Origin of the sequence: Ruminococcus sp. (genome assembly GCF_024691275.1) — a bacterium.
Classification (GTDB): domain Bacteria; phylum Bacillota; class Clostridia; order Oscillospirales; family Ruminococcaceae; genus Ruminococcus.
In genome coordinates this window covers 46,319-59,063 of sequence record NZ_JAILNU010000085.1, presented here as the reverse complement: position 1 = coordinate 59,063, position 12,745 = coordinate 46,319, and the positions used below count along the sequence as shown (strand labels likewise).

8 protein-coding genes and 1 tRNA gene are annotated in these 12,745 nt (G+C 41.4%); 7 read left to right on the top strand and 2 right to left on the bottom strand.

What is annotated here, in order from left to right:
• The 4 genes from K6G33_RS10350 to K6G33_RS10335 all read left to right on the top strand — a co-directional run bounded on the left by K6G33_RS10350 (position 1) and on the right by K6G33_RS10335 (position 5,985).
• Positions 1 to 672, top strand: a complete 672-nt coding sequence (locus K6G33_RS10350; RefSeq protein WP_296779120.1) for a CDP-alcohol phosphatidyltransferase family protein — start codon at positions 1 to 3, stop codon at positions 670 to 672.
• A complete protein-coding gene (locus K6G33_RS10345) occupies positions 669 to 1,319 on the top strand; it encodes a hypothetical protein (protein ID WP_296779117.1) in 651 nt (216 codons plus the stop codon). Before K6G33_RS10350 ends, K6G33_RS10345 begins: the two co-directional genes overlap by 4 nt.
• 342 nt (positions 1,320 to 1,661) lie before the next feature.
• Positions 1,662 to 3,599, top strand: coding sequence for a nucleoside-diphosphate sugar epimerase/dehydratase (locus K6G33_RS10340; protein WP_296779115.1), 1,938 nt, complete (start codon positions 1,662 to 1,664; stop codon positions 3,597 to 3,599).
• 289 nt (positions 3,600 to 3,888) lie between these two features.
• Complete coding sequence (locus tag K6G33_RS10335; protein WP_296779113.1) at positions 3,889 to 5,985, top strand: glutamine synthetase III; 2,097 nt, start codon at positions 3,889 to 3,891, stop codon at positions 5,983 to 5,985.
• 117 nt (positions 5,986 to 6,102) lie between these two features.
• Here K6G33_RS10335 and K6G33_RS10330 read toward each other — a convergent pair.
• Both K6G33_RS10330 and K6G33_RS10325 read right to left on the bottom strand, forming a co-directional pair.
• Positions 6,103 to 6,189, bottom strand: a tRNA-Leu gene (locus tag K6G33_RS10330).
• Positions 6,190 to 6,529: 340 nt separating this feature from the next.
• A complete protein-coding gene (locus tag K6G33_RS10325) occupies positions 6,530 to 8,062 on the bottom strand; it encodes a sensor histidine kinase KdpD (protein WP_296779110.1) in 1,533 nt (510 codons plus the stop codon).
• Between the two features lie 93 nt (positions 8,063 to 8,155).
• Here K6G33_RS10325 and K6G33_RS10320 point away from each other — a divergent pair, with 93 nt between their 5' ends.
• From K6G33_RS10320 to K6G33_RS10310, 3 genes are all read left to right on the top strand, one after another.
• Positions 8,156 to 8,842, top strand: a complete 687-nt coding sequence (locus K6G33_RS10320) for a response regulator transcription factor (RefSeq protein ID WP_296779109.1) — start codon at positions 8,156 to 8,158, stop codon at positions 8,840 to 8,842.
• A gap of 419 nt (positions 8,843 to 9,261) precedes the next feature.
• Positions 9,262 to 10,194, top strand: a complete 933-nt coding sequence (locus K6G33_RS10315; protein ID WP_296779106.1) for a hypothetical protein — start codon at positions 9,262 to 9,264, stop codon at positions 10,192 to 10,194.
• Positions 10,195 to 10,331: 137 nt separating this feature from the next.
• On the top strand, positions 10,332 to 12,518 hold the full coding sequence (locus tag K6G33_RS10310) for a hypothetical protein (protein ID WP_296779103.1): 2,187 nt from the start codon (positions 10,332 to 10,334) through the stop codon (positions 12,516 to 12,518).
• Positions 12,519 to 12,745: the final 227 nt, after the last annotated feature.

Below are 12,745 nucleotides of genomic sequence, written 5' to 3'. Positions count from 1 at the left end.
ATGGCAGAAAAGTATACAAATCCTGTTAAAAAGCTCATACCGAGCAAGCTTGAAACAGGTTTTCAGCAGTTTTTATACAAACACATAGGCAAGCGCATACCTAAAAGTGCGACTCCGAATCAGGTTACTCTTGTTGGAGCTCTCGGCGGTCTGTTTGCTGTGATATGCACCATATGCACAAACATAAGTCCGATCTTCTTTCTGGGAACGATAGCAGGTGTTGCAGTACATCTTATTGCGGACGATCTTGATGGATATGTTGCAAGGAGCAGGGGAATGTCTTCACGGGCAGGCGCATATTTCGACCTTATAACAGACGTGCTCTTTTCCACTTTCATAATACTTGCGTTCGGACTCACTCCGTATTGCAGCATGGCTATAGCAGCTTTTGCAGCACCTCTTTACGGTGTGATAAATGTAACGATAATGAACTACATAATCTACTTCAACGAGTTCCAGTTCCCGCGTCTTGGACCGATCGAGTCGCATCTGGCTTATGTTGGAGCTGCGCTGATGGGTATGATATTTCAGGATAATGAGATCACGGTCTTTGATATGGAGCTCACGGTAATAGAAATCGTTACACTTATCGCAATGATCCCGATGTACTATGAAATGGTAAGACTGGCAGTAAAGCTGTTCAACAGGCTTGACAAGAAAGACAAGGAATGAAAGATATATATATCGTGCTTGTGCGTCCGTATACAGGCATAGGAAACATCGCAAGGTGCTTCACTCATTATGACTATACACATATTGCAGTAAGTCTTGACAGGTCGCTGTCGGAGTTCGTAAGTTATTCGCGGAGATACCACAGCTTTCCGTTTGATTCGGGATTTACCCGTGAGTACCGCGATTATTACGCCTTTGGCAAACACAAGGACGTTAAGGTCAAGGTGTTCAGACTGTCGGTAACAGATCAGTCTTACAGCGAAATACTGAGCTTCATAAGACGCTGCGAAAACGACAAGGCGCAGCTGTTCAACCTGTTTTCGATGGTGACTATGCCTGTCCTTCATGGGTTCAGGATCTACAAAGCCAATAATTGTATGTCTTTTACTGCAAAGATAATTGAGCTCAGCGGACTGGTGAAAATGGACAGACCGTATTATAAATATTCAATCGAGGATATGGACAAGCTGCTTGAAGCGCATCTGTTTTTTGAAGGACGGCTGAAAAGAAGAAAGTCCGTCAGATACGGGCAGTATATGCGTTCTTTTTCCGTGATAAAATTCGCGGGAGATATGGTGAGACTAATATCTGGGCTGACCTTCAGAGCTGTTTTTCTCAGAAAAAAGTCAGCAGTAAAGAGTAATTGATTTTTACGGATAAATAGCCATGTGTACAGATAGTATACATGGCTTGAATTTTAACAAAATATAAAATGAACGGTTACATTTATTTGAATAAATCGCTTAAAACATAGAATGACTTTGGTCATATTGCTGAAATTGTTTTAAGATTTTTATAGATTTATGTTTTCTTCTTGATTTTTATTGGTGCAAAATGTATAATTAATGTATAAAAATAGAGAGGGAAATTATATAAATAAATGTTCATATTACTGTATTTAACATTTTGTATTTTTAACAAAACATATGTTTATTATTATTCAGCAGTAACCATGCATTTATTCAGAATGATATCTGGAGTGGATTATTATGAGAGATTTATTTAAGAACTTCAAATGCCGTAAGATCGTCCTTGCAATTGCGGATTTTTTCATTGTCTGTATTGCTGCACTGATCGCTAATTTTATTCTTTCCTTCATGGGTCGGGATATCGACGAGATGAAGCTTGTGATATCTATCGCCGTAAGCGCGATATGCTGCACGGGCGGCTTGCTCATTACGGGAGCATATAGCAAACTATGGCGTTATTTCAATAAAAAAGACTATCTGTCGTGTATATACGGCTCAGTCGTCGGAATAGTAGTTGCGGCATCTATAGTTTATATTATTGACAGTTCATTCTATCCGCTGTATACGCTTCTGCATATGGTTTTCCTTATTACGGGTGTCAGTCTCTTCCGATTCCTTTTCAAAAGTACTTTTATTACACTTGTAAAGCCCAAAAAATTCAAAGGCAAGCGTACTATGGTAATAGGCGGCGGACAAGCTTGCAAAACTATCCTCAATGAGATATATAATGCTCAGAATTCTCCGTATGCAGGAGATAAACAGGTGACTGTATTTGATCCTGTGTGCATCATCGACGATGACAAGGACAAGATAGGCTCTGATATCGGCGGTGTGGAGATAGTCGGCACTACTGCCGAAATAAGCAGGTTCGTAAAGGAAAAGAGAATAGAGCAGATACTTTTTGCGATCCCTTCGTGCCTTGAGGACGAAAGAAAGCGTATCCTTGATATATGTGCCGATACAGGCGTTTCCGTAAAGGTAGTGCCGTTTATAGGCAACCTTGTTTTCGATGAGAACAACAAGACTATTATACATCAGATACGCGATATAAAAGTCGAGGATCTCCTCGGACGCGATCCTATAACCTTTGATAATGCTGATATCAAGCGTTTTATCGGCGGAAAGGTATGTATGGTCACAGGCGGAGGCGGTTCGATAGGCTCGGAGCTTGTACGTCAGATATCGAAGTACAGCCCGCGTCAGGTAATAATCGTGGATATATACGAGAATAACGCCTATGATATTGAGCAGGAGCTCAAAATGGAGTACGGCGATGACCTTGATCTCGTTACGCTTATTGCTTCGGTTCGTGATTATTTCCGCATGAATCAGATATTCGAGACATACAAGCCTGATGTGGTTTTCCACGCAGCTGCACATAAGCACGTTCCGCTCATGGAAGTATCACCGATGGAGGCTATCAAGAACAATATCATTGGTACATTCAATGTTGCCACTCTCGCACAGTTTCACGATGCTGAGAAATTTGTCATGATATCTACGGACAAGGCTGTGAACCCCACCAATGTCATGGGAGCTTCAAAGCGCTGCTGTGAGATGATAGTGCAGTATCTTGCTCAGCAGCATGAGGGCAGAACTGAGTTCGTGACCACCCGCTTCGGAAACGTTCTCGGCTCAAACGGCTCGGTGATACCGCTGTTCAAGAAGCAGATAGAGCAAGGCAGAGCCGTTACTGTTACTCACCCTGATATCATACGCTACTTCATGACCATACCCGAGGCTGTCAATCTTGTTATGGAGGCGGCTGCGATCGCCAACGGCGGTGAGATATTCGTGCTCGATATGGGCAAGCCCGTCAAGATAGTTACTCTTGCCGAGAATCTTATCCGTATGTACGGCAAAGAGCCTTACAAAGATATCGAGATCAAATTCACAGGACTGCGCCCTGGTGAGAAGATAAAGGAAGAGCTCCTTATGAACGAGGAGGGACTCCAGAAAACATCGAACAAGCTCATATTCATCGGAAAGCAGATCGAGATAGATGAGCTTACGTTCCCGTTCAGACTCAACCTGCTGAGAAATGCAGCTCTTGAAAATAATGAAAAGTCAGCAGTTGATGCGCTCCATGAAATGGTGCCGACTTTTACAACTCCCGAAGCCTTCAACAGCAAGGAGCTGAAAAAGGAATCACTGGAAAAGGAAGTTGCTTCTGCCTGATACTATGCTTATCCCATTCCTTTCGGGGGATATTTATAATACTGCCGATCATCAGGTCGGCAGTATTTTTGCGATTTGGGCTATTCTGCGTGTTCACGGAGAGCCTTTTTACGACTGTTGTCAAAATACACCTTTTTTCAAACCGTGAGAATTATATTTTGTATCAAGAAGAAAAAGTGACAGCAAACACTTGTCCTTATATTGACAAAACTATACAGTAGTGATATAATTTTGAATTATAATGGTGTATTGTATATATAGAGCATTTCAGCTCTGAGGAGGAAAATATATGTCAGTGAATATTCCCGAGATTTTTGCCTGCAATGTCTTTAATGAAGATGTAATGAAAACAAGGCTGCCTAAGAATGTCTACAAGGCGCTCAAGAGAACGATGCAGAACAACGAACCTTTGGCAGATATGGAAACTGCCGACGTTGTTGCCAATACCATAAAGGAATGGGCTATCGAGAGAGGCGCGACCCACTACACACATTGGTTCCAGCCTATGACAGGTTCGACTGCTGAAAAGCATGACTGCTTCATAAATCCTGCCCCGAATGGCATGGCTATCATGGAGTTCTCAGGCAAGGCTCTCGTTAAGGGCGAGCCTGACGCTTCTTCTTTCCCTTCAGGCGGACTCAGAAGAACAAGCTCTGCAAGAGGTTATACAGCGTGGGATCCTACTTCTTACTGTTTCGTTAAAGAGGGAAGCCTCTATATCCCAACTGTTTTCGTATCATATACAGGAGAAGTCCTTGATAAAAAGACACCTCTTCTCCGTTCAATGCAGGCTCTCAGCAAGACAGCGGTACGCTTCCTGAAGCTCTTCGGAAATGACAGGGTCACAAGAGTTACTTCGACTGTCGGTGCAGAGCAGGAATACTTCCTTATAGATAAGAAAATGTATGATCAGCGTGAGGATCTTATCCTTACTGGAAGGACGCTTTTCGGCGCAAAGCCTCCTAAGGGTCAGGATCTCGATGACCAGTACTTCGCTAATCTTCGTCCAAGAATAGCTGCTTATATGGCAGATCTTGACGAGGAACTGTGGAAGCTGGGCATCTATTCAAAGACAAAGCACAATGAAGTTGCTCCTGCACAGCATGAGATGGCTCCGATATTCACGACTTCCAACCTCGGTACAGACCAGAATGAGCTGGCTATGGAAGTAATGGAGAAGGTCGCTCTCAGACACGGTCTTGTATGTCTTCTTCACGAGAAGCCTTTTGAAGGTGTTAACGGTTCAGGCAAGCACAATAACTGGTCCATGTCCACAAACGACGGTCAGAACCTGCTTGATCCGGGTGACACACCTATGGATAATCTCCAGTTCCTTACGATACTCTGCGCACTTATCAAGGGTGTTGATGAGTACGCTGATCTCATGAGACTTTCTGCCGCTTCCGCCGGCAACGACCACAGACTTGGCGCTGATGAAGCTCCTCCTGCTATCGTTTCAATGTTCCTCGGTGAGGAGCTTGAAGCTGTATTGCAGGCTATTGAGGACGACGGAGAGTATAAGACAAAGACACGCGCCTTCAAGATAGGAGTTGACGCGCTCCCTTCATTCCCGAAGGATTCAACAGACAGAAACAGAACTTCGCCGTTTGCGTTCACAGGTAACCGTTTTGAGTTCAGAATGGTCGGTTCATCGGACAATATCGCTTGTCCTAATGTTCTTCTCAATACGATCATGTGCGAAGAATTGAGCCAGTTCACCGAAATACTCGAACCTTTCAAGGGCAAGCCTGATTTTGATGCAGAGGTAAGAAAGCTCCTCAAAACTGTTATCAAGGAGCACAGAAGGATCATATTCAACGGCGACGGCTACTCGGCAGAGTGGGTGAAGGAGGCAGAGAGAAGAGGTCTTCCAAACTATGCTTCAACTGTTGACTGTATGCCTCATTATACTGATGAGAAGAATATCCGCATCTTCCGCAAGTTCGAGATATACAACCAGAACGAGGTAGCTGCAAGAACCGAGATACACCTCGAAAAATACTCAAAGACGGTTCGTATCGAAGCTCGTACAATGATAGAAATGGCAAGAAAGCAGCTCCTTCCGGCTACTATGGAGCACGTTCAGACTCTCTGTGAGGCTATTGCAACAAAGAAGCAGATCGGCTTTACCTGCAATACAGACGAGAAGATCGCAAAGAAGCTCAACGAGCTTGCTGACCGCTTCTATGACTCCATCGAGAGACTGGAGCAGCGTGTTACAGAGGCGAATGCAATTAACGGTATCCAGAAGCAGGCTGAGTTCTTCCACGATGTAGTGCTCGCTGAAATGGATATAATGAGAAGCATTGCTGACGAGATAGAGCTCAATATGCCTTCTGCAAAGTGGCCTATCCCTGCATATTCTGAGATCATATACAACGTTTGATAAAATACATTAGCCCGAAGGCTTTACGGAGAATATCCAAAAGCTTTCGGGCTTTTTGCTGTAAAATGCAGAAGATAAAAACAAATGCTCCCTTGAAAGGGAGCATTTGTACTATGTTGGTGCGGATAACAGGACTTGAACCTGCATGAACTTGCGTTCATATGGACCTGAACCATACGCGTCTGCCAATTCCGCCATATCCGCAGATGTCTGATAAATTTTACACGGCTCAGACTGACCGAGGCGGACTGTAAAAACAGTTGATCCACAGTACTTAAATATTTTACCACGAATTGAAACGTTTGTCAAGCTTTTTTTGAAAAAAGTTTTGTATCTTTTATTTAATCAATATCCCCACTCATATGAAAGAAGTGGGGATACTTTATTTTTTCACATCATTAAGCATTAGCTTGGATAAGATTATACCAATGTAATATGGAAGAATGACAGAAAGAATTTATTATTGGCTATATTAACTAATTATTATATTCCAAATAAAATACACTGGCTTTTTTTCTGAAATTATGGTATAATATAAAAGTATTTATCGTACAGGCAGTGTGAACATAAACGACGTTCCGTTGCCATACTCGCTTTCAGCCCATATCTTACCGCCGTGGGACTCAATTATGAATTTGCATATGTAAAGTCCAAGTCCCGTGCCTGTTTCGGAATGCTTTCCCTTGTAGTAACGTTCCCAGATATGTGGCATATCCTCTGACGAAATACCGCTTCCTGTATCTTTTACTGTTACTTTTATGAATTTTCCCTCCTCTTCTGCCTTGATAAGAATTGTACCGTTTTTTGTATGCTTCAAGGCATTGGAGATAAGATTTACGAACACACGCTGTAATCTTGAACTGTCAGCATTTATTTTCGGCAATTCAATTGGTATACGAATTGCGAGCCTGTTATTGTTCTTGTTGAGCACAGCAAAATAAGTTTCGACGGTCTTACGCACAAGGCTGTCCAGATCACAGGGAGAAGGTTCCAGAATCATTCGACCTTCTTCGATTCGGGTAGCGTCAAGTATCTGCGTTACCATAAGAGCCATGCGATTAGCTTCAGAGGAGATACGCTGCAGCTTTTCCATTATAGGTTCTTTATCAAAGTTGTAAGCAAGCTCCATCTGCGCATTCTGAGCATAGCCTGACATGGTAGCAAGAGGCGTTTTTAACTCATGTGAAGCGTCCGAAAGGAAAGTGGTCTTCATTTCGTTGACCTTTACCAGCATATCATGCTCGGAAACGATAGGGTCTGACAGCTTTTTGGAAAGAATTACCGAGATAATGATAAATAATACCATAACTCCTGCAATTACAGCTATTATGACATAAACATAGCGTTGGAAGAGTGTGTTCATTTCATCTAAAAGAGATTTGGTCTGCTCAGCTGCAATATTATTAATTAGCTCAGTATAGTGATTCTGATTAAACATGATAACACCGTAGCATATGTCATCATAGAGCACATTATGGTTTATCAGATGATCCCATGCACATATGTATCCGCTGCCTTTCAAGCTGTATGTTCCGCTGCTTAATTCAGTATATTGTCCAACGTGTTTTTGAAATGAGTACTCTTCACCGTAAAAATCAGAGTGTTGTTCATAATCATTATTAAATTCTTCGATAGTTTCCTGAATAATGCGATCACCTTCAGGATCTGAAGGTATACTATGAAATTCTCCGTTGGAAAAAGTAAAACCTATAATACCTTCTATTTCCCAATTTGAAGGAGATATATCAAAATACTCCATCAAATGAGTTTCAAGAACAAGATTCTGATCTAAATCAGGTATATCCTGCAAAGATCCTATCACTGTACATACACTATCGCCAAAACTCTCGATTGATGACTGTAAGCTTCCAAGCTTTATCTGAAAGAAACCGTGGGCGGTAGTATCAACGGTATTGCTTGCGATCTTAGATGTATGCTCAACTACTATATTAGTTGAGCGTTTATATACAAGATTAAAGACTAAATAAAATATCATCATTATTGCAATAATACATAATAGCAGAACGCTAAGGAGTCTTCTGCGCAAAAGGCGGCTTTTAGGCATTTTCTTTTTCATTTTTATCCGCTCCTTTCATTATCTTGAATTTATTATACCATACTTTTATAAAAAAGTGTACAATATTACAAAATTGTAATAGGAGGAATTTATATGCCACACATATTATTAGTTGAAGATGATTCGGACATTATGCGTATCAACAGAACATTCCTTGAAAATGAAGGATATACTATTCATTGCGCGGATTCAGTACAGACTGCTGCGTTCAAGCTGGAAGAGTGCGTTCCTGACCTTGTGCTCCTTGATGTTATGCTGCCCGACGGTGACGGAATGGACTTCTGCAAGATACTGAGGCAGAAAACACAAGCGCCTGTGATATTCCTCACAGCTCGTGACGAGAATGACAGCGTTGTAATGGGCTTCCGAAGCGGCGGAGACGATTACATAACCAAGCCATACGACCTTAATGTATTAAAGGCGCGTATTGAAGCCCAGCTCCGACGCAGTGTCAAGCAGCAGCCCCAGCACCCAAGAATTGAACTTCCTTATCTTATTATCGACCTTTTTGCAGGAACTGCTACCCTTGACGGCAATGAATACTCCCTTCCACAGCGTGAATTGCAGATATTTTATATGCTCGCCTCGCAGATAGGTTCGCGTATAAGCTACCATGACATATACAAGACTATTTACGGCTGTGACGTGGAGGACAGCAAAAACACCATAAGAGTTAATATTTCCCGTCTGAAAAAGCATCTGAATATTGACGATATGAGTACATACGAAATAGCTGCCACATCTGAAGGTGAGTACGTTCTCAGACGTGTAATGTTCTGAAGCGATTCCGATTATAATTTGTGATTATCCAATATGTTCTATATCGCAAACAGCCGCAAATGCCAATGGCTCAATAAAATCTGATGAAGCAGCCTGAACCTTAGAAATGAACCCTTATCAACACGGAAAGCGGTATACAGCTTACTGATATATATGCATGTCAGTTCGGTGAAGCTCATTATACACGTCCTCTTGAGTACTGAACTCTTAAATACAACAAATCTTCTGATATGGTTTTCTGTACAGATATCTGCACAGAAAACCATTTTTTATACGTCAAAAATACAGCGGAGAATGCTTTTTTTCTTTTCAATTACAATTTTGTAATTTTACAACAAATCCCATGTCTGTAATGCTATAATGACATTGTCAAAAGAGAACGTTTCAACTCTGATAAAGTAATGATAAGGAGAATAATTATGAAAAAGCATTTTATTATTATCGCAATGACAGGCATACTCGCTTCAATGACCGGCTGCGGAAGCATAGAAACAGGCGATGCTGTATCACTCAAAACAACAACTCCTACAACGACTGCTTCCGTTACAGCAACAGTTACCTCTGGAACTAAAACGTCGACCACAACGGCAAAAACGATTCCTGCTCAGGATCAGACGACCGCTTCAATTATAACTGGAGCAAACAACGAAAAGAATGACAGCGATTATGAAATAGTAAATGCTGATATTCAGAATATCACAGGTTTATGGATAGAGGAATGTGAGTTCAATCCTCGAACACTGAAAATCAATTCTGATTACAGTTACGAGCTTATCTACAGCAGCGGCGGTTCACAGTATGGCACAGTAAAAATCGAAACTGCTCCCGCAGCTGACGGCTCACCTGCCTGTTGGTATAACTTATATGAAAATGACGGAACAATTTTTATGAGTTTCCCAACAAATTCGGACGAATCACCGCGTTATCACCTTTATTCAGGACATGGCCGTGGATGCTCCTTTATACGTGATATGGGAAATGCATCAGGCGGTATCTCCGCCTTTAGTATAACTCCTGATGATTTTATCGGAACATGGAGCGTCGGAAGATGTTACATCAATATAAACAGCAACGGCAACGGTACATACAATGTCGATGTAAAATGGAATTCCAGCGCAGCAGAAGGCAGTGCGTGGACATACATCTGTACATACGACGCTGAGAATGCCGCTCTTGTTTGCGATGGTACAGGTGTAAACGTGGATTATGTTTATACCATTGACGGACAGAGCTCATTTACGGAGAATTATAATGACGGAAGTGCCATATTCACACTCAACAGAAACGGATGCCTGATGTGGCATGACTACTACGCAAATGTTGCCGACGGTGATGAATTCATACGCATATAAAAAAGCGATTACAAAATTGTAATTCAATTACAATTTTGTAATTACAGCCATATCGCCTCAAAAAATATGTTATCATATAATCATAGAAAGGCACCACGCCGAAACAAAGCAATTTTAAAAGGAATGAGGTAGTTTTTATGAAAAAAATGATTTCTTGTCTCACAGTTCTTACAATGCTTGCAGCATTACCAACAGTTGCAGCTTCAGCAGCCGACAACACAGCCTACGAACCGATCGCTGTACAAGATTCTGCTGATGTAACAGATATCAATAATCTGGTCGGTCAGTGGAAGTATATGGCTGCTCTCGAAGGTATGAATATAACAGCAGGAGTTATAAATAACGGAATTATTGATATTAACCCCGACAGTACATACATCTATACCGATCTTGGCGGCAATACTCACTCAGGTGTGATAAAGGTGGATCATGATACATTCGGCGGAGAATATAATGTTCCGTTCTTTGCATTCTATGAGGGCGATGAGTTCTTTATCGGGTGCTATTGTGAACAGAATGAGCCTTTTGTGTATGTCCTCGGAAACGGCGGAACAGGTAAGCTGGTATCGGTCAATCACGATTTTTCTGCAATAACAGGCGAATGGGAAGAACAGGTCGACGACGGAAGGATCTTCAATATAAGCGCAGACGGTGCGTATACTGTGACTTATCCTGATAACGTAACGGATTATGGCTTTATTAAGATCGGAAAAAAAGCATTTTCCGAAGATGACGGCAGCAAATGGTACAATTTCTATAATGCAAATGGGATGGTATGGATCAGCATTCCGGTGACTGACAGCGAAACTGTTGATGATTTACGCGAAGGTGATTTTATTTTAAAGCGCAAGAACGCTGACCCAAGAAATAAATACGGTTACTATACTCCCGATAAATACCTTGAAGCAGGTGTAAGCACAGCTGCTCTTATCGGTACATGGACAGACGCAAAAAATGACAGCGCAGTTCTCATAGTTACAGAGGGAATAAGCCTTTATAACAGTAATTTTGAGTACATTAACGGAAACGAAACGGTAAAAGGCGTTATAAACCTTGAATACATTCTTACCCAGAGCGGAGAAAAAGAATACTGGTATAATTTCTATAATAACGACGGAACATTCTGGAACGGATTTAGCGTCAGCGGAGAAATCCCCCTTAACGATTTTTTCTCGGGTCAGGACGGAGCAACACATTTTGTACGTTTGCAGGATGAAAAGAGCGCAGACAAGAAAGAGATCGCAGCAGCAAGAATGAACGATTTTAATGAAATACTTGCAGTTATGAATGCAAGTCCACAATATACAGCAGACAATGGAGAAATTGAAGACTATGTAAAGGTAACTGACTCTCGTTTTGCTTCGATATCCGATGTCAAGAATTTCATCTCCGATACCTGCACAGAAGAACTGAAAGACGAGCTTATCAGAGACTGTGATGATTGCTTTATCGAAAAGAATGGTTCACTATACGTGAAAAAAACCGGACGCTCATTCTTTAGCTTTGAAACATCATACGGTATAGCTGTTACTGATCCTGCAATGAACTGTTTCTCAGCATTGACAATAGGTGAAAATGATCTTTTTGGCAACGGAAAAGCTGAGTTAAGATACTCTGAAGGACGATGGAGAATAAAAAGCTATGAATACGGCGAATGGCGTGAGCTTATGGCTGTAGAAAATTTCGATATTTCAGGTTTTGCAGGAATATGGTATGAAGACACCAAAACGGGCGTTGATATTCTTGATATCAGAACAGACGGAACATTCTCATACACTAACGAATATGGTTCCACATTTGGAACGTTAGAAGCTATATATGGAATTGGTGAAGACGGCGAAAAGGTAATAGTAATTGAGCTTGTCAGAAACGGAGATATTATTACAATTGCAAACTTTTACCCAACTTCAGAAAATCCATGCAATGATATATATTTAAATCGGGAAGGCGGATCGATCCATTTTGTACGTCACGCAGAAACGGGTAAATACACCGTTGAAAAGCTAATGGAAATGTCCGTAAAGGATTATGAAGAAAAAACGGGCAGAAAACCTGCCAATACACATCCGATGATAAATTATGACAATTCCGTAACTGTAATATTCAGCGATGAAGATGGAAAAACTTTTGATGCATATAATCTTGATCCCGATACAGGCATTGGTGAGAGATTCGCTGATAAAAGCGTGGTCAATCTCCCGCAGACAGGCATTAATTCACTTGCACTTGCAGGCACATTGGCAGGCGCTTCTGCTATTACACTTCTGGGTATCGGTGCTGTGATAAGGTCGGGAAAGCTTCGCAAAAAAGAAGATGAAGAATAAAAAAGCGCTATAGCACAAAAGAAAGATAGAAATACGGTCTCACATAATCGTGAGACCGATTTTTTTCACTATCATATCATAAGCTGAACCATACTCATCTGCAAATTCAGCCATAACTGTTTTAAAATTTGGGGGGATTTGAGATGATCCCGAAGATTTCTCCTTGTCTGTTGCCAATTAAATTTATATATGATATAATGAATGCAAAAGCATTCATTATAAATTTA

What these genes read in the sequence shown, in the direction of transcription:
- K6G33_RS10350 (WP_296779120.1), top strand. Translation starts at nt 1, where the DNA reads ATGGCAGAAAAGTATACAAATCCTGTTAAAAAGCTCATACCGAGCAAG.
- K6G33_RS10345 (WP_296779117.1), top strand. Translation starts at nt 669, where the DNA reads ATGAAAGATATATATATCGTGCTTGTGCGTCCGTATACAGGCATAGGA.
- K6G33_RS10340 (WP_296779115.1), top strand. Translation starts at nt 1,662, where the DNA reads ATGAGAGATTTATTTAAGAACTTCAAATGCCGTAAGATCGTCCTTGCA.
- K6G33_RS10335 (WP_296779113.1), top strand. Translation starts at nt 3,889, where the DNA reads ATGTCAGTGAATATTCCCGAGATTTTTGCCTGCAATGTCTTTAATGAA.
- K6G33_RS10325 (WP_296779110.1), bottom strand. Translation starts at nt 8,062, where the DNA reads ATGAAAAAGAAAATGCCTAAAAGCCGCCTTTTGCGCAGAAGACTCCTT.
- K6G33_RS10320 (WP_296779109.1), top strand. Translation starts at nt 8,156, where the DNA reads ATGCCACACATATTATTAGTTGAAGATGATTCGGACATTATGCGTATC.
- K6G33_RS10315 (WP_296779106.1), top strand. Translation starts at nt 9,262, where the DNA reads ATGAAAAAGCATTTTATTATTATCGCAATGACAGGCATACTCGCTTCA.
- K6G33_RS10310 (WP_296779103.1), top strand. Translation starts at nt 10,332, where the DNA reads ATGAAAAAAATGATTTCTTGTCTCACAGTTCTTACAATGCTTGCAGCA.